Source organism: Methylobacterium nodulans ORS 2060 (assembly GCF_000022085.1).
Taxonomy (GTDB): Bacteria; Pseudomonadota; Alphaproteobacteria; order Rhizobiales; family Beijerinckiaceae; genus Methylobacterium; species Methylobacterium nodulans.
On record NC_011894.1, the window covers coordinates 7,469,357 to 7,495,273 of the forward strand.

The 25,917-nt window shown below is 70.3% G+C and carries 23 protein-coding genes and 1 tRNA gene; 12 read left to right on the forward strand and 12 right to left on the reverse strand.

Going from position 1 to position 25,917, the window contains the following annotated elements; all coding sequences use genetic code 11:
* Positions 1-325: 325 nt before the first annotated feature.
* Positions 326-952, reverse strand: coding sequence for a 2-hydroxychromene-2-carboxylate isomerase (locus MNOD_RS34955; RefSeq protein WP_015933680.1), 627 nt, complete (start codon positions 950-952; stop codon positions 326-328).
* A 188-nt stretch (positions 953-1,140) separates the two neighbouring features.
* Here MNOD_RS34955 and MNOD_RS34960 point away from each other — a divergent pair, with 188 nt between their 5' ends.
* The gene (locus MNOD_RS34960) at positions 1,141-2,382 is read left to right on the forward strand and encodes an argininosuccinate synthase (RefSeq protein WP_015933681.1); all 1,242 of its coding nucleotides are present in this window, start codon (positions 1,141-1,143) and stop codon (positions 2,380-2,382) included.
* Positions 2,383-2,795: 413 nt separating this feature from the next.
* Here the strand turns inward: MNOD_RS34960 and MNOD_RS34965 are convergent, their stop codons facing one another.
* Together MNOD_RS34965 and mtgA are read right to left on the reverse strand one after the other, a co-directional pair.
* Positions 2,796-3,143, reverse strand: a complete 348-nt coding sequence (locus MNOD_RS34965; protein WP_015933682.1) for a hypothetical protein — start codon at positions 3,141-3,143, stop codon at positions 2,796-2,798.
* Positions 3,144-3,213: 70 nt separating this feature from the next.
* A complete protein-coding gene (mtgA, locus tag MNOD_RS34970; protein ID WP_043749966.1) occupies positions 3,214-3,993 on the reverse strand; it encodes a monofunctional biosynthetic peptidoglycan transglycosylase in 780 nt (259 codons plus the stop codon).
* Here mtgA and MNOD_RS34975 point away from each other — a divergent pair.
* Positions 3,992-5,005, forward strand: a complete 1,014-nt coding sequence (locus MNOD_RS34975; RefSeq protein WP_015933684.1) for a polyprenyl synthetase family protein — start codon at positions 3,992-3,994, stop codon at positions 5,003-5,005. The two genes, mtgA and MNOD_RS34975, sit on opposite strands and share 2 nt — an antisense overlap.
* A gap of 8 nt (positions 5,006-5,013) precedes the next feature.
* Here MNOD_RS34975 and MNOD_RS47400 read toward each other — a convergent pair whose 3' ends face one another.
* Entirely contained in the window at positions 5,014-5,181 is a 168-nt protein-coding gene (locus MNOD_RS47400) for a hypothetical protein (RefSeq protein ID WP_157091628.1), read from the reverse strand.
* A gap of 21 nt (positions 5,182-5,202) precedes the next feature.
* On the opposite strand from MNOD_RS47400, the gene leuB reads away from it, so the two are divergent.
* The 4 genes from leuB (at position 5,203) to MNOD_RS48460 (ending at position 9,903) form a co-directional block, all read left to right on the forward strand.
* A complete protein-coding gene (gene leuB / locus MNOD_RS34980; protein ID WP_015933685.1) occupies positions 5,203-6,309 on the forward strand; it encodes a 3-isopropylmalate dehydrogenase in 1,107 nt (368 codons plus the stop codon).
* A 350-nt stretch (positions 6,310-6,659) separates the two neighbouring features.
* Entirely contained in the window at positions 6,660-8,225 is a 1,566-nt protein-coding gene (locus MNOD_RS34985) for a cation:proton antiporter (protein ID WP_015933686.1), read from the forward strand.
* Positions 8,226-8,410: 185 nt separating this feature from the next.
* Entirely contained in the window at positions 8,411-9,586 is a 1,176-nt protein-coding gene (locus MNOD_RS34990) for an alpha-hydroxy acid oxidase (protein ID WP_043749969.1), read from the forward strand.
* A 176-nt stretch (positions 9,587-9,762) separates the two neighbouring features.
* Positions 9,763-9,903, forward strand: coding sequence for a hypothetical protein (locus tag MNOD_RS48460; RefSeq protein ID WP_015933688.1), 141 nt, complete (start codon positions 9,763-9,765; stop codon positions 9,901-9,903).
* Positions 9,904-10,181: 278 nt separating this feature from the next.
* On the opposite strand, the gene MNOD_RS34995 is transcribed toward MNOD_RS48460, so the two are convergent.
* The 7 genes from MNOD_RS34995 to MNOD_RS35025 all read right to left on the reverse strand — a co-directional run bounded on the left by MNOD_RS34995 (position 10,182) and on the right by MNOD_RS35025 (position 16,760).
* On the reverse strand, positions 10,182-10,709 hold the full coding sequence (locus MNOD_RS34995; protein WP_015933690.1) for a DUF4142 domain-containing protein: 528 nt from the start codon (positions 10,707-10,709) through the stop codon (positions 10,182-10,184).
* Positions 10,710-10,974: 265 nt separating this feature from the next.
* A complete protein-coding gene (locus MNOD_RS35000) occupies positions 10,975-12,588 on the reverse strand; it encodes a M23 family metallopeptidase (RefSeq protein WP_015933691.1) in 1,614 nt (537 codons plus the stop codon).
* A gap of 155 nt (positions 12,589-12,743) precedes the next feature.
* Entirely contained in the window at positions 12,744-13,409 is a 666-nt protein-coding gene (locus MNOD_RS35005) for a protein-L-isoaspartate O-methyltransferase family protein (protein ID WP_015933692.1), read from the reverse strand.
* Positions 13,410-13,414: 5 nt separating this feature from the next.
* Positions 13,415-14,176 (reverse strand): 5'/3'-nucleotidase SurE, encoded by a 762-nt coding sequence (surE, locus tag MNOD_RS35010; protein ID WP_015933693.1) that lies wholly within the window; start codon positions 14,174-14,176, stop codon positions 13,415-13,417.
* Positions 14,176-15,489, reverse strand: coding sequence for a serine--tRNA ligase (serS, locus tag MNOD_RS35015; protein WP_015933694.1), 1,314 nt, complete (start codon positions 15,487-15,489; stop codon positions 14,176-14,178). The genes surE and serS overlap by 1 nt, the downstream gene beginning before the upstream one ends.
* 229 nt (positions 15,490-15,718) lie before the next feature.
* A complete protein-coding gene (locus MNOD_RS35020; protein ID WP_015933695.1) occupies positions 15,719-15,940 on the reverse strand; it encodes a hypothetical protein in 222 nt (73 codons plus the stop codon).
* 73 nt (positions 15,941-16,013) lie between these two features.
* Positions 16,014-16,760, reverse strand: coding sequence for a YebC/PmpR family DNA-binding transcriptional regulator (locus MNOD_RS35025; RefSeq protein WP_015933696.1), 747 nt, complete (start codon positions 16,758-16,760; stop codon positions 16,014-16,016).
* 351 nt (positions 16,761-17,111) lie between these two features.
* On the opposite strand from MNOD_RS35025, the gene MNOD_RS35030 reads away from it, so the two are divergent.
* On the forward strand, positions 17,112-17,513 hold the full coding sequence (locus MNOD_RS35030; RefSeq protein WP_015933697.1) for a Ros/MucR family transcriptional regulator: 402 nt from the start codon (positions 17,112-17,114) through the stop codon (positions 17,511-17,513).
* Between the two features lie 89 nt (positions 17,514-17,602).
* Here the strand turns inward: MNOD_RS35030 and MNOD_RS35035 are convergent, their stop codons facing one another.
* Entirely contained in the window at positions 17,603-19,000 is a 1,398-nt protein-coding gene (locus MNOD_RS35035; protein ID WP_015933698.1) for a multicopper oxidase family protein, read from the reverse strand.
* A 195-nt stretch (positions 19,001-19,195) separates the two neighbouring features.
* Between MNOD_RS35035 and MNOD_RS35040 the strand changes: the two genes are divergently transcribed.
* The 5 genes from MNOD_RS35040 (at position 19,196) to lon (ending at position 25,821) form a co-directional block, all read left to right on the forward strand.
* Positions 19,196-19,280 (forward strand) — tRNA-Leu (locus tag MNOD_RS35040).
* Positions 19,281-19,453: 173 nt separating this feature from the next.
* Positions 19,454-20,875 carry a trigger factor gene (gene tig / locus MNOD_RS35045; RefSeq protein WP_015933699.1) on the forward strand — a complete coding sequence of 474 codons (1,422 nt, stop codon included), beginning with the start codon at positions 19,454-19,456 and terminating at the stop codon, positions 20,873-20,875.
* Positions 20,876-20,989: 114 nt separating this feature from the next.
* Entirely contained in the window at positions 20,990-21,619 is a 630-nt protein-coding gene (locus MNOD_RS35050) for an ATP-dependent Clp protease proteolytic subunit (RefSeq protein WP_015933700.1), read from the forward strand.
* Positions 21,620-21,863: 244 nt separating this feature from the next.
* Positions 21,864-23,135, forward strand: a complete 1,272-nt coding sequence (clpX, locus tag MNOD_RS35055; protein ID WP_015933701.1) for an ATP-dependent Clp protease ATP-binding subunit ClpX — start codon at positions 21,864-21,866, stop codon at positions 23,133-23,135.
* Between the two features lie 265 nt (positions 23,136-23,400).
* Entirely contained in the window at positions 23,401-25,821 is a 2,421-nt protein-coding gene (gene lon, locus MNOD_RS35060) for an endopeptidase La (RefSeq protein WP_015933702.1), read from the forward strand.
* Positions 25,822-25,917: the final 96 nt, after the last annotated feature.

The following is a 25,917-nucleotide window of genomic DNA, read 5'->3' on the forward strand; positions in this document are numbered from 1 at the left end:
ATCCGGCGATTGCCCGTCCGGTGTGGCGCAGCGGCTTGGCCGGAAGATGGCGGCCCGTTGCCTCTCATTCGACATCCGGTCGATGGTTTCGCCTTGCGGATGCCGGCGTTGCTTAAGGGGGCGCGATGAGACGGGATGCGAACGGGATCCTTCGCGGACCGGATCGCGGGTTCTCCGCCCCTTCCCGCTCCCACTTTCCCGGACGACTGCCGCAGCAGCGGAAGGAGATCCGGGTCCCGGGTCGCATTCCGCTGCCGCTATATGCGCCCGGGACAGGGAGAGCGGGCGAGAGGAGGCCGGGCGAGCCGATCATCGATAAACCGTCTCACGCGAGGCCCGGCGGGCGGTCCCCCGTCGCCCAGGCGAGGGCCTGCTCGAGGCGGTCGTTGCCCCAGAACAACTCGCCGTCCTCGGTGAGGAAGGTCGGGGCTCCGAAGATGCCGCGGGACTTCGCCTCCTCGCCGACGACGCGCAGCCGGCTCTTGTTCGGCTCGGAGGTCGCCGCCTTGAGGATGGCCGGCCCGTCGAGTCCGAGGCCGTTGAGCAGCGCCGAGATCGCGGCGGGCTCGGCGATCGACTGGCCGCGCGCGAACTCCGCCTCGAACACCGCCCGGGTGAAGGGGCCGATCCAGGGCTGGTCCGCCCCGTAGCTGGCGACCCGCGCCGCCGCGAGGCTGTTCTGCGGGAAGTCGGCGGGCCGCCGGATGGGTGGGAGGCCGAGCCGCGCGGCCTCGCGGGCGAGGTCGCGCCACATGGCGCGGCCCTTGGCGGGAAAGAGGTTGAAGGGCGAGGTGGTCCAGCCCTGCCCCGCGAAGATCGGCCCGAGCAGGAAGGGCCGCCAGCGCAGGCCCACCCCGGCTTCCTCCGCCAGCGCCTCGATCCGCATCGCCGCGAGATAGGAGTAGGTCGACGCGAACTCGAACCAGAATTCGAGGGTGGGCCGGCGCGGCATGCGGATGTCCTCCTTCGCGTGTGTCCTCGAGCTTCGCTCCGGACCTTCCCCGCCACAAGCGCGGGGCCGGGCCTTGCTCCGCCATGCGGAAGAAGCGCGGCGAGGTCGTGGCGGTTGCACCCCGGCGGGCTCGGCTGATAAGGCCCGCCTCTCCGCACACCCACCGCCAGCCGAGGCCCCGTATCCCCATGTCCGACAAGACCCAGAAGCGCGTGCAGAAGGTCGTGCTCGCCTATTCGGGCGGCCTCGACACCTCGATCATCCTCAAGTGGCTCCAGACCACCTATGGCTGCGAGGTGGTCACCTTCACGGCCGATCTCGGCCAGGGCGAGGAGCTCGAGCCCGCCCGGCGCAAGGCGGAGCTGCTCGGGATCAAGCCCGAGAACATCTTCATCGAGGACCTGCGCGAGGAATTCGTCCGCGACTACGTTTTTCCGATGTTCCGGGCGAACGCGGTCTACGAGGGCGTCTACCTGCTCGGCACCTCGATCGCCCGGCCGCTGATCGCCAAGAAGCAGATCGAGATCGCCGAGAAGGTCGGGGCCGACGCGGTCGCGCACGGCGCCACCGGCAAGGGCAACGACCAGGTCCGGTTCGAGCTCGGCTACTATGCGCTCAAGCCCGACGTGACCGTGATCGCCCCCTGGCGCGAATGGGATTTCCGCTCCCGCGAGGCGCTGATCGCCTTCGCCGAGCAGCACCAGATCCCGATCGCGAAGGACAAGCGGGGCGAGGCGCCCTTCTCGGTGGACGCCAACCTCCTGCACGCCTCCTCTGAGGGCAAGGTGCTGGAGGATCCGGCCCAGACCGTGCCGGACTACGTCTATTCGCGCACGCTGTCGCCCGAGGAGGCGCCCGATACCCCGACCGAGATCACGATCGGCTTCGAGCGCGGCGATGCGGTCTCGATCGATGGGACGCGGCTCTCGCCCGCGAGCCTGCTCGCCAAGCTCAACGAACTCGGCCGCGCCAACGGCATCGGCCGCCTCGACCTCGTCGAGAACCGCTTCGTCGGCATGAAGAGCCGCGGCATGTACGAGACGCCCGGCGGCACCATCCTGCTGCCGGCTCACCGGGCGATCGAGTCGATCACCCTCGACCGCGGCGCAGCCCACCTCAAGGACGAGCTGATGCCGCGCTACGCCGAGCTGATCTACAACGGTTTCTGGTTCTCGCCCGAGCGCGAGATGCTCCAGGCGCTGATCGACAAGAGCCAGGAGATGGTCACCGGCACGGTGCGGCTGAAGCTCTACAAGGGCGGCGTGCACGTGATCGGCCGCGAAAGCCCGAACTCCCTCTACGACCAGGACCTCGTCACCTTCGAGGAGGGCGCGGTGGCCTACGACCACCGCGACGCGGCCGGCTTCATCAAGCTCAACGCGCTGCGGCTGCGCACGCTCGGGCAGCGCCGCCGCAAGCTCGGCGCCTGATCGCCGGGCGGGCGCCCGCTGGCCGCGTCGCTCGACACGAAGAGCACCCGGAGATCCTCGTCCGGGACGTAAGTCGCGGGCCCCCCACCGGAAGGTGGGGGGCCCGTCTTCGTCACGCCGGTCCGGCAGACGCCGACCGGCGTCTCCGGGCGGCCCTTGTCGACGGTGAGCGTGGAGCGGCCGATCCGTCCGGCCCGGTTCCTCGCCGCCGTCACGATGCAGGGACCGACCGCCGCGCAGGCGGGCCGGCCCCGGCCCTGTCAATGGCGAGGCTTTACCCAAAGAGCGTGGAGATCGTCACCGCTCCTGAGTGCCGTGCTTCTGCGGCCGGCGACGATTGGCGCGGCCTCCCCTCTCCCAGAGGGGTTCCCCGCGCCTGAATGAGCGACGTCGGCGCTGCAGGGCCTGCGGGATCAGTGCTCCGCCTCGTCGTCGATGTCGACCAGGAACAGGATATCGACGTCCTCCGGCTCGTCATCCTCGGTGTCGGCCGAGTTCGCCGCTGCACCGGTTCCGGAATCGTCCGGCTCGTGCTCGAACTCCTCGTCCTCCTCCATGGCATCGTCGAAGGTCTCGATCTCCTCCTCGGTCGAGGGCCGGAGCTTCAGCTGCGCGGCATTGCCCGACCACAGGGGGCGTCCCTCGCTCGTCATGGTGCGCAGGTCGTCCTTGAAGCCCTCCACGTCGAGGAGCTCGCGGGCCCGTGCCTCGCTCGCCCGGATGACGGCGATCGGGGTTCCGTCGATTTCGAGTGTGAACATGCTGCCTCCTGTGGGGGTCGGCCCGCTCTCTAAGCGGGGAATCGGCGGGGCGCCACCCGCGTTCCGGGGGTCAGGGCCGCGCGCAGGCGGACAGAGGGCCGATGCGGGCCATCCGGCTCTGCAGCCGCCCGGCCAGGGCCTTCAGCCCGCGCGAGGGGCGCGCCGGGTTGCGCGCGGCCGGGTTGGGCAGGGAGGCGACGAGGAGGGCCGCCTCGCTGCGCGTCAGGTCGCGGGCGCTCTTGCCGAACCAATGGCGCGAAGCGGCCTCCGCCCCGTAGATGCCGTCGCCCCACTCGGCCACGTTGAGGTAGATCTCCATGGTGCGCCGCTTGCCCCAGATCTGGTCCGCGACGAGGGCGAGCGGGATCTCCATCGCCTTGCGCAGGTAGGAGCGGCCCGGCCACAGGAAGACGTTCTTCACCGTCTGCATGGTGACCGTGGAGGCGCCCCGGCTCGGCCCGTCCTCGTCGCTCACCACCTGTCCCAGCGCCTCCCAGTCGACCCCGCCATGCAGGCAGAAGCGCTGATCCTCGGAGGCGACCACCGCCTGGACGAGGGACGGCGCCATGGCGGCGAGCGGGACGGCGTCGCGCTCCACGGGCCGTGCGGTGAGCCAACGGCCAAGCATCAGGGTTGAGGGCGGATCCACTGCGCGATAGACGAGCGCCAGGATCAGAACGAGGACGATCGCCATGACGGGCAGGAGGACGAGGAGGCGCACGAGGCGGCGCAGCCGCGGCGCCCGGCCCGCCGGCGCCGCCGCGGGCGGGCGGGCCTCGTCGTCCCTCGGCGCGGCACGCGTCTCCTGAATCCCGCCCTCCCCCGTTCCCTGGACCGAGGCTTCCATCATGACGTCACTGCAGGCCGGGCCGGCCGAGAACCGGGGCCATCCCCAGACCGATGCCCATGGTCCTTCGCACGGATCAGCCGTCGGCGGCTATCCGACCGGCGCGGATTTCCCCGCCCGGCTCACGGCAGTCGCCGATGCGGTCGAGGGCTTCCTAAACGAGCGGCTCGGCGATGCGGCCGGCCCCGGCGAGATCACCCGGCCGGTGCGGCTGATGCAGGGCATGCGGCACGCGGTGCTCGGGGGCGGCAAGCGGCTGCGCCCCTTCCTGACCATCGAGACCGCCCGCATGCTCGGCGGCCCCTATGCGGGAGCCCTGGCGGCGGGCAGCGGCATCGAGCTCGTCCACTGCTATTCGCTGGTGCACGACGACCTGCCGGCGATGGACAACGACGACCTGCGCCGCGGCAAGCCCACGGTCCACAGGGCCTTCGACGAGGCGACCGCGATCCTGGTCGGCGACGCGCTCCTGACCTTCGCCTTCGAGATCCTGGCCGATCCGGTCTGGCAGCCCGATGCACGCGTCCGGGCCGAGCTGGTGCTCGGCCTCGCCCGGGCCGCGGGCCTCGGCGGCATGGTGGGCGGGCAGCTCCTCGACCTCGGCGCGGAGGGCCGCTTCGGGCCGGCCAATCTCGATGTCGACGCGACGCTCCAGCTCCAGGCGATGAAGACCGGCGCGCTGCTCGCGGTCTCGGTCGATGCAGGGGCGATCGTCGGCGGCGCCGATCCGGACCAGCGCGCCGCGCTCCTCGCCTATGGCCGGGCGCTGGGCCAGGCCTTCCAGGTCGCCGACGACATCCTCGACCGCGAGGCCTCCTCCGAGGCCATGGGCAAGCGCACCGGCAAGGACAAGGAGGCCGGCAAGGCGACCCTCGTCGACCGGCTCGGCCTCGACGGCGCCCGCGCCGAATGCGAGCGGCTGGTCGCCGTCTGCGAGGCGGCGCTCGCCCCCTGGGGCGAGGCAGCCGCGACCTTGCGCGAGGCCGCCCGCTTCACCGTCGCCCGCAAGACCTGACGGCCCTCTCATCCGAAATCCGGTTGATTGCTCGGCGATTGCTGTCGCAATCGCGCGGCAATGCGGATTTCGGCTTCGCTCACGCCGGCGCGGAGCTCTGCTCCGCGCCGCGCGGGCTTGGTGATACGCTTTCCGAACGGATCGTCCGGAAACCGCATCACCTGACCACCCTTCACTCCAGCATCCCGGAACACGCCATGGCCACGCACAAGATCCTGCTCCTTCCCGGCGACGGCATCGGCCCTGAGGTGGCGCGCGAGGTCGAGAAGGTGCTGGGCTGGCTCTCCGGCCGCGGCATCGCCTCCTTCGAGACCGAGACCGACCTCGTCGGCGGCGCCGCGATCGACGCCCACGGCGTGCCGCTGACCGACGCCGCCCTCGACCGCGCCAGGGCCGCCGACGCGGTGCTGTTCGGCGCGGTCGGCGGGCCGAAATGGGCGAACGTGCCCTACGCCATCCGCCCGGAGGCGGGCCTGCTGCGCTTGCGCAAGGATCTCGGCCTGTTCGCGAATCTGCGTCCGGCGATCTGCTATCCGGCGCTCGCCGAGGCTTCGGCCCTCAAGCGCGAGCTCGTCGAGGGGCTCGACATCGTCATCGTCCGCGAGCTGACGGGCGGCGTCTATTTCGGCGAGCCCAAGGAGATCGTCACCCTGGAGGACGGCAGCAAGCGCGCCGTCGATACCCAGATCTACACCTCGGGCGAGATCGAGCGCATCGCGGGGGTGGCCTTCGACCTCGCCCGCAAGCGCCGCAACAAGGTCTCGTCGGCCGAGAAGCACAACGTGATGAAGACCGGCGTCCTCTGGAAGGAGGTCGTCACCCGCGTCCATGCGGAGCAGTTCTCCGACGTCACGCTGGAGCATGTGCTCGCCGACAACTGCGCCATGCAGCTCGTGCGCAACCCGAAGCAGTTCGACGTGCTCGTCACCGACAACCTGTTCGGCGACATCCTGTCGGACGTGGCCGCGATGCTCACGGGCTCGCTCGGCATGCTGCCTTCGGCCTCGCTCGGCGCGGTCGAGAACGGCACCCGCCGCGCCCTCTACGAGCCGGTCCACGGCTCGGCCCCCGACATCGCCGGGCAGAACCTCGCCAATCCGATCGCCATGATCGGCTCGCTCGCCATGGCCCTGCGCTACTCCTTCGGCCTCGGCGAGGCCGCGGACCTCGTGGACGGCGCGATCACCCGCACCCTCGCGGCAGGCGTGCGGACCCGGGACATCGCGGGCCCCGGCGCGAACGCCGTCGGCACGAGCGAGATGGGCGATGCCATCGTGCGGGAGTTGCAGGCGCTGGCCGGCTGAGGCGTCTCGGCCCCTGCAACGGATGAGGATCTTCAATCCTGTGCGGGATCGACAAATCCGCGCAAGGCGCAGCCGGGCGGTCTGGCAGCGGCCGGGCCGACCCTGAGGGATGAAACCGGCCGCAAGTCCGCCCGGATGGCAGCGCCACCGGCCACCTCAGCATGAGGAGCGGGGCGGCTGCCACGCACGTTAGGTTAGGTTCGATTGAGTCGCCTCGCTGAGACTCCGGTCCCTCAGCCCTCTTCGGCGCGCGAGACCATCCGGGCGCCCATCCGCCCGCGATCGCTCCTCCGACGCTTCAGACCTGCCAAGCCCGCCCTATCTCCCGCATCCCGAAGGTTGCGGAGATCATGGTCGTCTTCGAATGGATTGTCGGCGTCCTGCTGGTCGCGGTGCTGCTGGCGGCTCTGGCGCGGCGGATGGGGGCGCCGTTCCCGGCTTTCCTGGCGCTCGGCGGTGCCGGGCTCGCCTTCGTGGATGCCGTCCCGCAGCTGCGGCTCGACCCCGATCTCGCGCTCGCGCTCTTTCTCGCGCCCGTGCTGCTCGACGCAGGCTACGCCACCTCGCTGCGCGACCTGCGCGCCAACTGGCTTTCCATCGCCGGGCTCGTGCTCGGGGCCGTCGGGGTCACCACGGCGGCGGTCGCGGTCGCGGTGCGCTGGCTCATGCCGGACATGCCGCTGGCCGCCTGCATCGCGCTCGGCGCCATCGTGGCGCCACCCGACGCCGTCGCGGCCCTCTCCGTGCTGCGCCACGTGCCCCTGCCCCACCGGCTCGTCACCATCCTCAAGGGCGAGAGCCTGTTCAACGACGCCTCCGCGCTGCTGATCTACCGCCTCGCCGTGCCGGCGGCCGTGAGCGGCAGCTTCGCGGCTCAGGACGTGGTGCCGACCTTCCTGGTCGGCGTGATCGGCAGCGTGGTGGCCGGCCCGGTCCTGGCGTGGCTCTACATCCGGGGGCTGCGCTGGTTCTCCGATGCGCCGAGCGCCATCGTGCTGCAGTTCGTCTCCACCTTCGGCGTGTGGCTGTTCGCAGAGCGGATCGGCCTGTCGGGCGTGCTGACGGTGGTGAGCTTCGCCATCACGGTGGCGCGCGTCTCGCCCGCGACCACGCCCGCGCATCTGCGGGTGCCCTCCTATGCGGTCTGGGAGACGGCGGTCTTCGTCCTCAACGTGCTCGCCTTCGTGCTGATCGGGCTGCAGATCGGCCCGATCCTGGAAGGATTGTCGCCCGAGGAGCGCAGCCGCTATGCCGTGGTGGCCGGCGTGGTTTTCCTGACCGCAGTGCTGGTGCGCATCGCCTGGGTGATGGGTGCGGGCGCCGCGGGGCGGCTCCTGCGCCCTCTGACCGGTCCGGTCGGCCCGGAGCCCGCGAGCCTCAGCGGCAGCACCACCGTCGCGTGGTGCGGCATGCGCGGCGTCGTCACGGTCGCGCTCGCCCTGGCCTTGCCGGAAGGGGGCGAGCAGGCCTTTCCGCACCGCGACCTCGTGGTTCTGACCGCCTTCAGCGTGGTGCTCGGGACGCTGGTGATCCAGGGCCTGACCCTGCGTCCGCTCCTCGCGTGGTTCTCGCTGCGGGACGACGACCCCGTCGGCCGCGAGGTCGGGCTCGCCCGGGCCGAGGCCTATCGGGCGGCGGTCAGGAGCCTGTCCCGGGAGCGCTCGCCCCACGCGGAGGCCCTGCGTCACGAATTCGCGGCGGCGCTGAGCGAGGCCGAACGCGACCGCGAGGGCCGCGCCCCCGGGACGCTGCCGGCCGATGCCCCGCGCCGGCGGGCGATCGAGGCCGCGCGCCGGACCATCCTCGGCCTGCGGGAGAAGGGCACGATCGGCGACGACGCGTTCTTCCGCCTGGAGGAGGAACTCGACTGGGCGGAACTCAGCGCCACCCCGCGGGACGAGATCGACGAGATTTAGCGGGTGGTAGCGGGGCCGAGGGGTGGGCAAGGGGGTGGGCAAGGGCGCCGGCGGAGGAGTATTGCGGGCACCGGAGAAACACCAGAAGGCGCCCCGGCTTGACGGCCGTCCGGTGCCGATCGAGGAACGCCCGAGGAATACCCATGCACTCGACCCGGATGCCGTCGTCACGGCCGCCCTCCACGATGTCGCGGTTCTTCTCGACGACGCCCGCCACCTGCATCGAGGATCTGCGCGTGCTCGCCGAGCGGCGCGTGCCGCGCATGTTCTACGACTACGCGGATTCCGGATCCTACACGGAGGGGACCTACCGGGCGAACGAGGCCGACTTCGCGTCCATCAAGCTGCGCCAGCGCGTCGCCGTCGACATGACGAACCGCACGCTGGCCAGCACCATGATCGGCCAGCCCGTGAGCATGCCGGTGGCCCTCGCGCCGACCGGCCTCACCGGCATGCAGCATGCCGACGGCGAGATCCTGGCCGCGCGCGCCGCCGCCAAGGCCGGCGTGCCCTTCACGCTGTCCACCATGAGCATCTGCTCGATCGAGGACGTCGCCGAGAACACCGACCGGCCGTTCTGGTTCCAGCTCTACGTCATGCGCGATCGGGACTTCATCAACCGGCTGATCGACCGCGCCAAGGCGGCGGGCTGCTCGGCCCTCGTGCTCACCCTCGACCTGCAGATCCTCGGCCAGCGCCACAAGGACATCAAGAACGGGCTCTCCACCCCGCCCCGGATGACGCTGCCCAACATCCTCAACCTCGCGACCAAGCCGCGCTGGTGCCTGAACATGCTCCGCACCGAGCGGCGCACCTTCCGCAACATCGTCGGCCATGCGAGCGGCGTGAGCGACCTCTCGTCCCTCTCCTCCTGGACGGCCGAACAGTTCGACCCGACGCTGAACTGGGACGACGTGAAGCGCATCCAGGACCGCTGGGGCGGGCCGCTGATCCTGAAGGGCATCCTCGATCCGGAGGACGCGGAGCTGGCGGCGCGCAGCGGCGCGCAGGCGCTGATCGTGTCGAATCACGGCGGGCGTCAGCTCGATGGGGCGCTCTCCTCCATCTCGGCCCTGCCGGCCATTGCGGCGGCGGTCGGCGACCGCATCGAGGTGCTGATGGACGGGGGCATCCGCTCGGGCCAGGACGTCATCAAGGCGCTGGCGCTCGGCGCCAAGGGCGTCTTCATCGGCCGGGCCTTCCTGTACGGGCTCGGCGCGGGCGGCGAGGCGGGCGTCACCCAATGCCTCGACATCATCCGCAAGGAGCTCGACACCACCATGGCGATGTGCGGGCTGCGCGACATCAAGGCGGTCACCTCCGGCATCCTGGCGACCCGCTTCGCGCCGGTCGCGGCCTGACGGCGGCTCCTGGTGAAAGGGTCTTTGGGCTACGGGCCGATCGCGCCCGCGCCGCCCGCAGCAGATCGAACGATTGCGCAAAATGACCCGCCCTCTGCCGCCACTTTTCGCGCCTTCGGCGCGTTGAGTCGCAGCGAGCGGCCGTCGGAAGCGGCCGCCAGGAGGAACGTCCCGTCATGGAAGGCATTCGGATCAAGGCTGATGCGGACGGAACCTTCACCCTCTACAGCGCCGACCGCGTGATCCTGCGGGGTCTGACCCGCGAGAAGGCCTACCGGCTCGCGTCCCGGCTGGGCGGCCTCGCCGTCGAGTACTGACGGCGCCACTCCGTTGGCGCGGATCTTGAACAGGCTGCCGCCGGTTCCGGCGGGCCGATCCGCAATGGTGGTGTGATGCAGGCTTTTCTCTTCGCTCTGGTGCTCGTCGCGATCCTGGTGGGGCTGGGGGTCTTCTCCCGCCATTCCGGCCACCACACGGCCGTGCGGCCGCACGGCGACTCCTCGGCACCGTGATCCGGCGGAGATCCGGCCCGGACGCCTGAGCGGCTCCGCCCGGCCACAGCCGGCCGGACGCAGCCGCTTCCTGAGGGTTCCGCCTACTTGCCGAGATCCTCGGCCATCTTCAGGTGCTGCGCCAGGGTCGGCTCCATCTTCCCGGCCCAGGCCTTCAGCTCGTCGTTGTCGCCTCCTTTGGCGTAGCGCTGGAACAGGTCGACCGCATCCTTGTGCGCCTTCACCTGATCGCTCTGGTACTGCTTGGTGAAGTCGCTCCCGTTCAGGCCCTTCAGCTTGTCGAGCTTGCTCTGATGGGTCGAGTCGAGCTCGGTCGGGATCTCGGCCTTCACCTTGCCCGCCTGGACCATCGCCTTGAGGTCGCTGCTGGTCTTCTGGTGGTCGTCGAGCATGTGAGTGGCGAATGTCTTGGTCGCCTCGTCGCCGCGTTGCGCGGCGAGCTGGCTCGATTGCAGCTCGAACATGTCGCTGATGGCCGCTTCCTTGACGAAGTCGGCGGTCGAGGGGCTGGCGCCGATCAGCGTGTTGAGGCCGCTCCTCTCGCTCAAGGATTGGCCGAGGGCGGGGCCGGCGATCAGCAGAGCCGTGACGACGAGAAGGTGGCGTCGCATCGTGATCTCCCATGAGAGGTCCGAAGCGCCGCTCCGCGACGTCTGCCGATGGCCGATGTCTCCGTGCGGCGACGACGGATTTGCCTGTACGTGAGCCGGAACAACCGGGCCTGCCCGTCAGGGTTCCTTGCGGGCGGCCTCGCTGTCTTGGACACGGGGAAGCCGGCTCTGGCGATGGACGACACGTCACGCATGCGAGTCCGTCCGGTGCGGTTGAAGCACCGGACGGAGGGGGCCGCCGCGTCGCGGCGGATGGAAGCGCGGATCAGTTGCTGGCGAGCCTCGGGATCGGGTCGACCGGGGTCGCGCCCTTGCGGATCTCGAAGTGGAGCTGCGGCGAGGTCACGTTGCCCGAGGCGCCGGACTTCGCGATGACCTGACCGCGCTTCACCTTGTCGCCCGGCCGCACGTCGATCTCGCCGTTATGAGCGTAGGCCGAGACGTAGCCGTTGGCGTGCCGCACCAGGACGAGCTTGCCATAGCCCTTCACGTCGCTGCCCGCATAGGCGACCGTGCCCTCCTCGGCGGCCTTCACCGGCGTGCCCTCGGGCAGAGCGATGTTGATGCCCTCGTTGCCGCTCGACCCGTAGCCCGCGATCACCCGGCCGCGGGCCGGCCAGCGGAACGCGCTGGTCTCCTCCGCCGGGGCGGGCGCCGGGGCTGGCTCGGCCGGCTTCTCGGCGACGGGCTTCTCGGCCGGCGGCTTGACGGGCTTGGCGGCTTCCACCTTGGGCTCCGGCTTGGGCTCGACCTTGGCGACGACCTTCGGCTCCGGCTTGGCGGGCTTGGCGGCCTCCGCCTTCGGCTCCGGCTTGGGCAACTCGGCCCTGGCGACGGGCTTGGGAGCCTCGGGCGCCTTCTCGACGGGCTTCCTCGGCTCGATCTTGGCGACCTTCTCGACCGGCTTCTCCGGAATCCTCTTCGGCTCCGGCTTGGGTTCGGCCTTGGCCACAACCTTCGGCTCCAGCTTCGGCGCAGGCTTGGCCGCGGCGGTTTTCACCTCCGGCTTCGCCTCGTGCCTGGCCTCGACCTTCTTCGGCTCGGGCTTCGGCTCCGGCTTGGCGGGCTTGGCGGCCTCCGCCTTCGGCTCCGGCTTGGGCTCGGCCTTGGCGACCTTGGCCGGCTCGGCCGGGCGGGCATTGAGCTTGGCAGCGCGCTCGACCGCGGCGGGCTTCACCGGAGCGGCCATCGCCTGTCCCGGACGCGGATGGGGCTTGGGCGCCGGCTCCTCCTTCGGCGCCTCCGCGACCTTCTCCACGACCCTTCTGGGCTCGGCCGCCGGCTTGCCCTGCTGCAGGACCATGCGCGGCTGGGGGGCCGCCGGAGTCGCCCGCGGCGTCACGGCGGCGGAGCCGCCCGCATGGTAGACCGGAATGACGATATGCCGGCCGGGCGTCACCTGGCTCGCGCTCGACAGCCCGTTCGCCGAGAGGATCGCGGCGGCCGGCACGCCGAAGCGGGTCGACATCTGGCTGAGGGTGTCGCCCTGGCCGACCGTGACGGTCGTGCCGCCCTGAGCTGTCCACCCCGCCGGGCCGCCGGTGGCGGGCGCCGTCGCGACGGCGCGCGGCGTCTGCGGGGCCGGAGCCGGCCGGCTCGACAGCGGCGTCGGAGCGGCCGCGGGCGGCGCGCCGAGGGCCTGCGAGCGGATCGGCGAGCTGTGGATCGGCGCCACCGCCTGATCCTCCGGCAGGCTGCCGGTCGCGCCCGGCTCGGCGCTCGCGCCACCGCTCGCCCCGCTCGACGAGAAGGGGTTCGAGAACGGATCCCCGAACCGCATCGTGTCGGAGCTGCAGGCGGCGGATGCACCTCCGATCAGCCCGATGAGAGCAAAGCGCGACAGCGCCCGCATCCCGTAGCCAGCCCCGCGATCCCGCATCGACGCACCCACACATCCACGCAACCCGATGAGATGGATTCAAATCCCATTCAGGTTAAGCTTCCGTTGCGGGGAAGCGGCCGGCCTTCAGGATCGAGCCTCATGGGACGTGCCCGAAAAGCCACCGGGTTCCAGCCGGATACGGCCCCGCGGGGCTACAGCACGCGGGCGCGGCCGGCGGTGAGCGGCGCGATGCGCAGGGCCGTGTCGAGGATGCGACGGTGCAGGCCGTCGGGGCCGCGCTCCACAACCGCGAGGCGCATGCCCTCCCGGGTCGCGACCGCCCCGACGAGGCGTCCGCCCGGGGCGAGGCGCTGGCCGAGGCTGTCCGGGATCGCCGGCAGGGCGCCGTTGACCAGGATGCGGTCGAAGGGCGTCACGTCCTTCTCGGGCGCGCAGCCATCGGCGATCCGCAGCCGCACCGATCCGGCCAGCCCGAGGGCATCGAGACGCCCCTGGGCCTCTCCGGCCAGGGTCTCGTAGCGCTCCAGGCTTTCGACCACCGCGCAGCCGAGGCGCAGGAGTAGTGCGGTGGCGTAGCCCGAGCCCGTGCCGATCTCGAGGGCGCGGGCGCCCGGTCCGGGCTCGAGCACGGCCAGCATGGCGGCGACGGCGCTTGGCGCGGTCATGGTCTGGCCGCAGGCGAGCGGCAGGGCGATGTCCCGGCGGGCGAGATCGCGGAGCGCCTCGGGGGCGAAACGCTCGCGGGGCACCCGCTCCATGGCGCCGAGCACGGCGGGAGCGCGCACGCCGCGGGCGCGCAGGGCCAGCACGAAGGCGGCGGCTCCGACGGCGTCGGAATGCTCGGCCTCGTCCCCCACGACCGTCAGCCGAAGACCTGGGCGAAGCGGGTCAGGGTCGGCTCGTCGGTGAGGTCGAGGCGCAGGGGCGTCACGGCGATGCGGTTCTCCGCGATGGCCTTCAGGTCCGTGCCGTGACCCGGCTCGAACCGGGCCTTGGCGAAGGCGAGCCAGAAATAGGGATTGCCGCGCCCGTCCAGCCGCTCGTCGATGGCGAGGAGCTGCTGGTTGCGCATGCCCTGGGCCACCACCGCGATGCCCTCCACCGCCTCCGGCTCGCAGTCGGGGAAGTTCACGTTGACGAGGATGCCCGGCTCGATGCCGGCCTCCAGGATACGCCGGATGGTGCGCGCGCCGTGCTCGGCGGCGGTGTGCCACTTCACGTTGGCCCGCCCGCCCACCCCGTAGGCCTGGCTCAGCGCGATCGAGCGCACGCCGAGGATCGTGCCCTCCATGGCGCCCGCGACGGTGCCCGAATAGGTCACGTCCTCGGCCACGTTCTGGCCGCGGTTGACGCCCGACAGCACGAGGTCGGGGCCGCGCTCCTTGAGGATGTGGCGCACCCCCATGATGACGCAGTCGGATGGGGTGCCCTTCACGGCGAAGCGCGTCTCCGCGACGCGCCGCAGGCGCAGCGGATCGTTGAGGGAGAGCGAGTGCGAGACGCCGCTCTGGTCGGTCTCGGGCGCCACGACCCAGACGTCGTCCGAGAGCTCGCGGGCGATCTCCTCCAGGACCTTCAGGCCCGGCGCGTGGATGCCGTCGTCGTTGGTGACGAGAATGCGCATCAGGCGTGTGGTCCTTCGATTCGCGTGATGCCCCCCATGTAGGGCACGAGCGCCGACGGCACCGTGACGCTGCCGTCCGGGTTCTGGTAGTTCTCCATCACGGCGATGAGGGCGCGGCCAACCGCCACGCCCGAGCCGTTGAGGGTGTGGACATGGGCCACCCCCCGCCCCTCGCGGCGCCGGAAGCGGGCGTCCATGCGCCGTGCCTGGAAGTCGCCGCAGACCGAGCAGGAGGAGATCTCCCGGAAGGTCCCCTGCCCGGGCAGCCAGACCTCGATGTCGTAGGTCTTCTGCGAGGCGAAGCCCATGTCGCCGGTGCAGAGCGTCACCACCCGGTAGGGCAGGTCGAGCTTCTTCAGCACTGCCTCGGCGGAGGCGAGCATGCGCTCGTGCTCCTCGTCCGATTGCTCGGGCGTCGTCACCGAGACGAGCTCGACCTTGGTGAACTGGTGCTGGCGCAGCATGCCCCTTGTGTCGCGCCCCGCCGCGCCGGCCTCGGCGCGGAAGCAGGGGGTCAGCGCGGTGAAGCGCAAAGGCAGCTCGTCCTCGGAGAGGATGCTCTCCCGCACGAGGTTGGTGAGCGGCACCTCGGCGGTGGGGATGAGCCAGCGGGTCGGCGCCCCGCCCTCGGCCTCGACCGAGCCCGGCATCGCGGCGAACTGGTCGTCCCGGAACTTCGGAAGCTGCGCCGTCCCGAACATCACCTCGTCGCGCACGAGGAGCGGCGGGGCGACCTCCGTGTAGCCGTGCTCGGTGGTGTGCAGGTCGAGCATGAACTGGCCGAGCGCCCGCTCCAGGCGCGCAAGATGGCCCTTCAGCACCACGAAGCGCGCGCCCGAGAGCTTGGCCGCCGCCTCGAAATCCATCAGGCCCGTGGCCTCGCCGAGCTCGAAATGCTGGCGCCCCGCCTCGGCCCGGCCGCGCCCCTCGAAGCGGCGGTACTCCACGTTGTCGTGCTCGTCGCGGCCGAGCGGCACCTCGGCCTTCGGCGTGTTGGGGATCGCGGCAAGCCGCGCGTCGAGGGCCTTTGCGGCCGCATCCGCCGCAGCCTCCAGGGCGGGCGCCTCATCCTTGAGGCGCGCCACCTCGGCCATCAGGTCCTGCGCCCGCGCCTCGTCCTTCGCCTTCTTGGCCGCGCCGATCTCCTTCGAGAGGGCGTTGCGGCGCTCCTGCGCGCCCTGCGCCGCCGAGATCGCCGCCTTGCGCGCGTCGTCGAGGGCGATCAGCTCGGCGGAAAGGGGCTCCAGCCCGCGCTTCGCCAAGCCCTCGTCGAAGGCGGCGGGATTCTCGCGGATGACCCGGATGTCGTGCATCGTTTCGGCCCGTCTTCCCGACGGCGGGGATGCCCCGCCGTCCCTGCGTGAAGGCGACGACGCTTTGCAGCATCCCCCCGACCGGGACAAGGGCATCCGTCACGCGGGAGCCGCGCGCGGCGCGGCGCCTGGAGCACTTTCCGACGAAGCGGATGCCGGTTCGTCGTAGAAAATGCGGCGAACTCAAAGACTTGGAGCGGCATCCGATCCAACCGGTACGGACGCCGCTCTAGCGCGCCGGGGGAGCCTCGTCGAGCGCGGCGGCGAGCCTCGCGACCTCGCCGGGCCGCAGGATGTGGCCGCTCGCAGTGACGATCCAGGCCCGGCGCTCGCCCGTGACGGCGCGCGCCGCGCGGATCGCCTCGCGCAGGGTCATGCTCGGGCGCTCCTCGGCGCCCTCGCCCCCGTCCGGCCAGTAGATGAGTTGGACCGGTGAATCCCATTCCGTCATGGCGCCGAGGTCACCATGCGATTGGGGCCGTCCGGGGGCAGGCTCGTCACATTGCCGTGTGCGGATCCCTGGGTCAGTCGTGCAGCTTGGCCATGAGCGCGTCCGAGACGGCGAAGTTCACGAAGACGTTCTGCACGTCGTCCTGATCCTCGATCATCTCGACGAGCCGGATCAGCTTCTCGCCGGTCTCGTCGTCCACCTCGACGGTGTTCTGCGGGCGCCAGACCAGGGAGGTGCGCCGGGGCTCGCCGAAGCGGGCTTCGAGGGCCTTGGCCACCTCTCCGAGCGCGCTCTGCTCGCAGGTGACCTCGTGGCCGCTCTCGTCGGACTTCACGTCGTCGGCCCCCGCCTCGATGGCGGCTTCGAGCATCGTGTCGGCATCCGCCACCTTCGCGTCGAAGGCGACGAGGCCGACGCGGTCGAACATGAAGGACACGGCGCCCGTCTCGGCGAGGCTGCCCCCGGCCTTGGTGAAGGCGGAGCGCACGTCGGAGGCGGTGCGGTTGCGGTTGTCGGTCTGCGCCTCGACGATGAGCGCGGCCCCGCCCGGGCCGTAGCCTTCGTAGCGGATCTCCTCGTAGGTCTCGGCGTCGCCGCCGCATGCCTTCTTGATCGCGCGCTCGATGTTGTCCTTGGGCATGTTCTCGGCGCGGGCCGCCAGCACCGCCGCGCGCAGGCGCGGGTTCATGGCGGGATCCGGCGTGCCGAGCTTGGCCGCGACCGTGATCTCGCGCGCGAGCTTGCCGAAGACCTTGGAGCGGACCGCGTCCACGCGGCCCTTGCGGTGCATGATGTTCTTGAACTGCGAATGTCCGGCCATGGGCTTCTCCGGGGCGTAGGCGGCGCTCGGCGGAGCGCTCCGGCCGGGAGCGCTCGACGCCAGCGTCTTCTGAGACAGGGCGGTTTATAGAGGGGCCCCGCGCCCGAGCACAATCGGCCGCATCCGCCCCGGATGCGGCCTGGGTTCCGGGCCTCCGCGCAGGGCCTGTATTACCCTAACGCATGGCGAGACATCATCGCTCGGCTATACGGGACGTTCCATGTCTCAGGCTATCGCAGCGCTGCCGGAACGATTCTCTCGTGTAAGACTGTCGCATTCATCAAAATGAATATTGACGTGTGCGGCCCAAAAAGCGCATGGGGCTGGCACTCTGCGAACCGGAGCATATGGATGCAGGACCAAGACCAAGAAATCGATCTGATCGAGCGCGCAACCGATATCGTCGCGGCCTACGTCTCCAACAACTCCGTGCCGGTGGCGGAGCTGCCGGGGCTGATCAGCGCCGTCCATACCTCGCTCATGCGGCTCCGGACGCCGGCGGCGGCCGAGCCCGAGAAGCCGGTCCCGCTGATGCCGATCAAGAAGACGATCACCCCCGACTACCTGATCAGCCTGGAGGACGGGCGGCAGTACAAGTCGCTGAAGCGCCATCTCTCCACCCGCGGCCTCACGCCCGAGCAGTACCGCCAGAAGTGGGGCCTTCCGCACGATTACCCGATGGTGGCGGCGAACTACGCGGCCCAGCGCTCCGAACTCGCCAAGAGCAGCGGCCTGGGCCGGCGCCGGGCCTGAGCGGACGGGCGCAGCCGGAACCGGAGACTGAAGCCCCTCTCCCCTGCGGGAGAGGGGTTTTTCGTGTGCGCTTGCGCTCAAGGCGCCGCTCACGTCACCTCGAACGAGGTCCACAGCCCGGTATCGAACCGCTCCAGCACCGTGGCGCCGATGAGCCAGCGGCCGGGATTGTCGGCCAGGAAGGCGATGCGGGCGGTGCGGCCCTCCAGGAGCTGGAAGGTGTCGAGCCAGTAGGGCTCCCAGCCGTCGTCGAGGGGATGCAGCAGCCGGAAGACGTGGCCGTGCAGGTGCAGCGATTGCGGGAAGGCGGTCTGGTTCGTCAGCGCGAGCACCACCGCGGTGCCCCGCTTCACCGAGAAGAGCGGCCCCGAACCGGGCGCCCCCGCGGCCCCGTTCACGGTCCAGATCCGGGCGGGGTCGCCCGCATAGGCCGGCGCCACATCCGGCTTCGCCCTGTCGAAGCTCGCCCCGCCCGCGATGGTCAGGTCGCGCCGGAAGGCGTTCTGCAGCTTGATCTCGGGGGGCAGCAGCGGGTTCTCGCCGATGGCCGCCACCGGCGGACGGGCGGGCACCGGCTCGCCCTGCGGCGCCACCACGGCGAGCGGGATCCCCTGCCCGATCAGCGCCATGACCGTGCCCTTGCCCTCCGTCTCGGTCGGCACGTCGAGGAGCACGTCGTAGCGCGTGCCCGGCGGGAAGGGCAGCGTGGCGCGCAGGGGCTCGAACGTGTCGGTCGGCTGCCCGTCCACCGCCGCGACCCAGACCTTGAGCCCGTCGAAGCGGATGCGCGTCGCCCGCGCGTTGCAGGCATTGGCGAGCCGCAGGCGCAGCCGCGTACCGGGGGCCGCCGCGATCACCTCGGGCACCGGCCGCCCGTTGACCGTGAGCGCATTGCCGAGCCGCCCGGCGCTCGCCGCGAAGGGCACCTGCCCGAAGGCGGCGAGCCTCCCGTCCGGCTCGATGCGCCAGTCCTGCAGCACCAGCGGCAGGTCGCGGTCGACCGCCGGCGCCTTTGTCTCCTCGACGACGAGCAGTCCCGCCAGCCCTCGTCCCGCCGGCTCGCTCGACCCGCCGACGACCAGGGGCCGGATCAACGAGGTGCCGGCATCGGGCGGCGTGAAGGCATAGGTGAAGCTCGCGCCGGGCGCCACCGGCGCCTGCGTGACGCCGCCCACCCCGTCCATGGCGTTGGCGTTGCGCACCCCGTGCCAATGCAGGGACAGGGGCTTGTCGGTCCGGTTGTCGAGGCGCAGGCGCAGCATCTCGCCGCGCCGGATCCGCAGCACCGGCGGCGCGGCCTTTCCGTCGAAGGCCCAGACCGGCGTCTCCGGGGCGGGGTCGGGCCGCAGCCGCGCCGTCGCGCCGCCCGCGCTCAGCACCCTCAGTTCCGGCTCGGGCGTCTGCGCGCGCGGGCGCCCCGCCGGCACGAGGGCCAGGGCGGCGCCCGCGAGGAGCGCGCGGCGCGTGGGCGGGGAGGACGGCGTCATGGCACCTCGGCAGGGTTGACGAACGAAGAACCGCTCTTGGCGGTGCGCCTTGTAGCGGGCGCGGCCGGTTCGCGCGAGCGCCCCGGCCAGGCTTGCGCGAGCGCCTGGGCCGCGCCCAAAATTCTTGCTGCGCGCGCGGCGGAGCATGCTATAGAGCGCCGCCCGAGCGCCGCGGCGATCCCGGGCGCGCGCGTTGCGGGCGTGGCGGAACTGGTAGACGCGCTGGATTTAGGTTCCAGTGACGAGAGTCGTGGGGGTTCGAGCCCCTCCGCCCGCACCACTTTCGCCAGGCAGAACGCCGCGGGGTGATACACGCCGCAAGGCGACACGACGGATTGGCTTTTCACATCAGGGCCGGCCCGCCAGACTGACGGTTCCCGTCGCACGGCACCTCTCTCGACGCCGTCCGGGACCCGCAGGCGGTCCGGATTCGAAAGAGGCGGAACGACGACGATGCAGGTGACCGAGACCAAGTCCGAAGGGCTGATGCGCGAGTTCCAGGTGGTGCTCGCCGCGGCCGAACTCGAGGATCGGCTGGCGACCGAACTCGCCGGCCTCAAGGACAAGGTCCAGCTGAAGGGCTTCCGTCCCGGCAAGGTGCCGGTCGCCCATCTGCGCCGCGTCTACGGCCGCTCGATCATGGCCGACGTCGTGCAGAACGCCGTCAACGAGGCCAACCAGAAGATCCTCGAGGAGAACAAGCTCAAGCTCGCCCTCGAGCCCCGGATCGAGATGCCGGAGGACAAGGCCGAGATCGAGAAGGCGCTCGACGCCAAGGCCGACCTCTCCTTCAAGGTCGCCCTCGAGGTGATGCCGACCTTCGACCTCGTCGATCATTCCGACATCACCCTGACGAAGCCCGTCGCCGCGGTCGCCGACGAGGAGGTCGATGCCGCGCTCACCCGCATGGCCGAGCAGAACCGCTCCTATTCGGACCGGCCGGAGGGCGCCGCCGCCGAGACCGGCGACCGGGTGGTGATCGACTTCGTCGGACGCATCGACGGCGAGGTCTTCCAGGGCGGCAGCGCCGAGGACGCGAATCTCGACCTCGGCTCCAACACCTTCATCCCGGGCTTCGAGGACCAGCTCCTGGGCGCCAAGGCGGGCGAGCAGCGCACCGTCACGGTGACCTTCCCGCAGGACTATCCGGCCGAGCAGCTCGCCGGCAAGGAAGCCGTCTTCGATGTGACCGTGAAGGCCGTGCAGGCGCCGGGCGAGGCCACGATCGACGACGAGCTCGCCAAGACCTTCGGGCTCGAGAGCCTCGATAAGCTCAAGGAGGCGGTCCGCACCTCGCTCTCCGCCGAGCTCGACGCGCAGTCCCGCCGCCGGGTCAAGAAGGCGCTCCTCGACGCGCTGGACAGCCGCTACGCCTTCGATCTGCCCCCGACCCTGGTGCACCAGGAATTCGCGGCGGTGTGGGCGCAGGTCGAGAACGACCTGAAGAGCCGCGGCAAGAGCTTCGAGGACGAGGGCACCACCGAGGAGAAGGCGCAGAGCGAGTACCGCCGAATCGCCGAGCGCCGGGTGCGCCTCGGGCTGGTGCTTGCGCAGGTGGGCGAGAGTGCCGATATCAAGGTGCCGGACGAGGAGGTGAACCAGGCGCTCATTGCCCGGCTGCGCCAGTTCCCGGGGCGCGAGCGCGAGGTCTACGACTTCTACCGCAAGAACCCCCAGGCCATGGCCGAGCTGCGGGCGCCCCTGTTCGAGGAGAAGGTGGTTGACCACGTTCTCGGGCAGGTCAAACTCGTCGAGGAGCCCGTCTCCAAGGAGGCGCTGTTCGCCGACGACGAGGACGAGGCGGCGCCTGCCGCCGAGACCGCGTCCGAGGCCGGCGCGTCCCCGGAGACCAAGACTGAGACCAGCGCGGCCTGATCCGGCCCCGTGGCCCTGCCGGGCGGCGGACCGGGCGGGCCCGGAGGGCTCAACCATTCGCCGACCCCCGGCCGCAGCGGCGCGGCCGGGCTTCCTAGCACCAGGGCCACCCCGATGAGAGACCCCGTCGAATTCTACAACAGCGCGCTCGTCCCCATGGTGGTCGAGCAGTCGAGCCGCGGCGAGCGCGCCTTCGACATCTACTCGCGCCTGCTGCGCGAGCGCATCATCTTCCTGACCGGGCCGGTCGAGGACTACTCCGCCTCGCTCATCGTGGCGCAGCTGCTGTTCCTCGAAGCCGAGAACCCGAAGAAGGAGATCTCCTTCTACATCAACTCGCCGGGCGGCGTGGTGACCTCGGGCCTGTCGATCTACGACACGATGCAGTTCATCCGCTGCCCCGTGGCGACCCTCTGCGTCGGCCAGGCCGCGTCGATGGGCTCCCTGCTGCTCGCCGCGGGCGAGCCCGGCCATCGCTTCGCGCTCCCGAACGCCCGCATCATGGTCCACCAGCCCTCCGGCGGCTTCCAGGGCCAGGCCACCGACATCCTGATCCACGCCCGCGAGATCGAGGCCCTCAAGCGGCGCCTCAACGAGATCTACGTCAAGCACACGGGCCGGGACTACGACACGATCGAGCTGGGCCTGGAGCGCGACAACTTCATGACCGCGGACGCCGCCCGGGAGTGGGGCCTCATCGACGAGGTACTCCAGAAGCGCGCGGAGGCCAGTCCGGCCGCCTGATCCGGAACGGTCACGGCCCCTGACGGATTAACGATCCCACAGGCGATGCGGCCTTTTGGCGAGGCCGTGTCGCTTCCGTGGGATTGATCCGGAGGTGGCTGCGTGTTTGCATTGTGGTTCTGCGTCGGACACCCGACGTGCGTGCGGCGAAGGCGGTGACTGTTTCTTTAGCCGGGTGTCACTATCTAGAGGGACGTGGCCCTCGCCCTTTGCGACGGGGCCCGTCGGGGACTTGGAGACCCATATGAGCAAGGCTGGCGGCAACGACTCGAAGAGCACGCTGTACTGCTCGTTCTGTGGCAAGAGCCAGCACGAGGTCCGCAAGCTGATCGCGGGCCCGACCGTCTTCATCTGCGATGAGTGCGTCGAACTGTGCATGGACATCATTCGCGAGGAGTCGAAATCCTCGCTGGTGAAGTCGCGGGACGGCGTACCTACCCCGAAGGAGATCCGGCGGGTGCTCGACGACTACGTCATCGGGCAGGACTTCGCCAAGAAGGTGCTCTCCGTCGCGGTGCACAACCACTACAAGCGGCTGGCGCACGCGGCGAAGCACAACGACGTCGAGCTCGCGAAGTCGAACATCCTGCTGATCGGGCCGACCGGGTCGGGCAAGACGCTGCTGGCGCAGACGCTCGCCCGCATCCTCGACGTGCCCTTCACCATGGCGGATGCGACGACCCTGACCGAGGCCGGCTATGTCGGCGAGGACGTCGAGAACATCATCCTCAAGCTGCTGCAGGCCTCCGACTACAACGTCGAGCGGGCGCAGCGCGGCATCGTCTATATCGACGAGATCGACAAGATCTCCCGCAAGTCCGACAACCCGTCGATCACCCGGGACGTCTCGGGCGAGGGCGTGCAGCAGGCCCTCCTCAAGATCATGGAGGGGACGGTCGCGAGCGTGCCGCCGCAGGGCGGGCGCAAGCACCCGCAGCAGGAATTCCTGCAGGTCGACACCACCAACATCCTGTTCATCTGCGGCGGCGCCTTCGCGGGGCTGGAGCGCATCATCTCGGCCCGCGGCAAGGGCACCTCGATCGGCTTCGGCGCCACTGTCCAGGCCCCGGACGACCGCCGCACCGGCGAGATCTTCCGCAACGTCGAGCCGGAGGACCTCTTGAAATTCGGGCTGATCCCCGAATTCGTCGGCCGCCTGCCGGTGCTCGCCACCCTGGAGGATCTCGACGAGATCGCGCTCAAGCGCATCCTCCAGGAGCCCAAGAACGCGCTGGTCAAGCAGTACCAGCGCCTGTTCGAGATGGAGAACGTCGACCTGACCTTCCAGGAGGAGGCGCTGACGCTCGTCGCCCGCAAGGCGATCGAGCGCAAGACCGGCGCCCGCGGCCTGCGCTCCATCCTGGAGAGCATCCTGCTGGAGACGATGTACGACCTGCCCGGCCTCGACTCGGTCGAGCAGGTGGTCATCGGCCCCGAGGTCGTCGACGGCAAGGCGAGGCCCCTCTACATCCACGGGGACCGCAGCAAGGACGCCCCGGCGAGCGTCAGCGCCTGACGGTTCCGAAGGCCGCCGCATTCGCGGCGGCCTTCTCTGTCTCGACTCCCATGCGGCCGGGGTGGCACGGCGCTTGAAAGAAGCAATGCGCAGAACCACCTGAGAGCAGAACGCGGCGGCCGCATGCTCACTCGGAGGTGCGGTGCCGCGGCCCGGCCGCTCCCTCCTCCGACCCCTGCGGCCCGGTCGGCCCCCCGTCTCGCGTGCTTCTCGCCGAACTTCGAAGGCGCGAGACGTCGGGAGTCACCATCAAGGAAGTCAGTCAATGACCCAGCCGAAATCGCGCCAGCCCGTCGTCCCCGGCTCGACCGGGACCTACGCGGTTCTTCCGCTGCGCGACATCGTGGTCTTCCCCCACATGATCGTGCCGCTCTTCGTCGGGCGCGAGAAGTCGATCCGGGCGCTCGAGGAGGCCGTGCGCGCCGATCGCCACATCCTGCTCGCCACCCAGGTCAACGCCACCGACGACGATCCGGCGACCGATGCCATCTACACGATCGGCACGCTGGCCTCGGTCCTGCAGCTCCTGAAGCTGCCCGACGGCACCGTGAAGGTGCTGGTCGAGGGCGCGGGCCGGGCCAAGATCCGCTCCTTCGTGCGCTCGGACGAGTTCTACGCCGCGGAGGCCGAGACCCTGCCGAACGACCTCGGCGACCGCATCGAGGCCGAGGCGCTGGCCCGTTCGGTGATCTCGGAGTTCGAGAACTACGTCAAGCTGAACAAGAAGATCTCGCCCGAGGTGGTCTCGGCCGTGATCCAGATCGACGAGCCCTCCAAGCTCGCCGACACGGTCGCCTCGCATCTGGCGGTCAAGATCTCCGACAAGCAGGCGATCCTCGAGATCCCGACCGTCGCCGAGCGGCTGGAGCGCGTGCTCTCGCTCATGGAGAGCGAGATCTCGGTCCTGCAGGTCGAGAAGCGCATCCGCACCCGCGTCAAGCGGCAGATGGAGAAGACCCAGCGCGAGTACTACCTGAATGAGCAGATGAAGGCCATTCAGAAGGAACTCGGCGACGAGGACGGCCGCGACGAGCTCGCCGAACTCGAGGACAAGATCGAGAAGACCAAGCTGTCCAAGGAGGCGCGCGACAAGGCGATGGCGGAGCTGAAGAAGCTGCGCCAGATGTCGCCGATGTCCGCCGAGGCGACGGTGGTGCGCAACTATCTCGACTGGATGCTCGGCATCCCGTGGGGCAAGCGCTCGAAGATCAAGAAGGATCTGGTAGGCGCGCAGAACCTGCTCGATGCCGATCACTTCGGGCTCGACAAGGTGAAGGAGCGCATCGTCGAGTACCTCGCGGTCCAGCAGCGCGCCAACAAGCTGACCGGTCCGATCCTCTGCCTCGTCGGCCCGCCCGGCGTCGGCAAAACCTCGCTCGGCAAGTCGATCGCCAAGGCCACGGGCCGCGAGTTCGTGCGCATGTCGCTCGGCGGCGTGCGTGACGAGGCCGAGATCCGCGGCCACCGCCGCACCTATATCGGCTCGATGCCCGGCAAGATCGTGCAGTCGATGCGCAAGGCCAAGACCTCGAACCCGCTCATCCTGCTCGACGAGATCGACAAGATGGGCATGGACTTCCGCGGCGATCCCTCCGCGGCGCTCCTCGAGGTGCTGGATCCCGAGCAGAACGCCAGCTTCAACGACCATTACCTCGAGGTCGATTACGACCTGTCGAACGTGATGTTCGTGACGACGGCGAATACGCTCAACATCCCGCCGGCCCTGCTCGACCGCATGGAGGTGATCCGCATCGCCGGCTACACCGAGGAGGAGAAGGTTGAGATCGCCCGCCGGCACCTGATCCCGAACGCGCTGAAGAAGCACGGCCTCGGGGAGAAGGAATGGTCGATCACGGATGACGGCCTGATGCTGCTCATCCGCCGCTACACCCGCGAGGCAGGGGTGCGGAACCTGGAGCGCGAGCTCTCGAACCTCATACGCAAGGCGGTCAAGGAGATCCTGATCTCCAAGGTCGCGAGCGTGACGGTGTCGGTCGACAACATGGATTCCTTCCTGGGTCCGGCGCGGTTCCGCTACGGCGAGGTCGAGACGGACGATCAGGTCGGCGTGGTCACGGGGCTGGCCTGGACCGAGGTCGGGGGCGAGCTGCTCACGATCGAGGGCGTCATGATGCCCGGCAAGGGCAAGATGACGGTCACGGGCAACCTGCGCGACGTGATGAAGGAGTCGATCTCGGCGGCGGCCTCCTATGTCCGCTCGCGGGCCGTGGATTTCGGCGTCGAGCCGCCGCTGTTCGAGCGCCGGGACATCCACGTCCACGTGCCGGAGGGGGCGACCCCGAAGGACGGGCCCTCGGCCGGCATCGCCATGGCGACGGCGATCGTCTCGGTCATCAGCGGCATCCCGGTGCGGCGCGACATCGCCATGACCGGCGAGGTGACCCTGCGCGGGCGGGTGCTCCCGATCGGCGGGCTGAAGGAGAAGCTCCTGGCGGCGCTGCGGGGCGGCATCAAGACGGTGCTGATCCCCGAGGAGAACGCCAAGGATCTGGCCGACATCCCGGCGAGCGTGAAGAACGGGCTCGAGATCGTCCCGGTGTCGCGCATGGACCAGGTGCTGCAGAAGGCCCTGGTGCGGCTGCCCGAGGCGATCGAGTGGGACGAGACGCTTCCCGCCGCCCCGGCCCGGCCCGAGGACGACGCCTCGGGGCTGGTCGCGCACTGACCGGCTGATCGCAGCGGATACGAACAAGGCCCCGGACGGCGACGTCCGGGGCCTTTCTCGTCGGGCTGTGGCGGCTTATGGCTGTGGCGCGGGGAA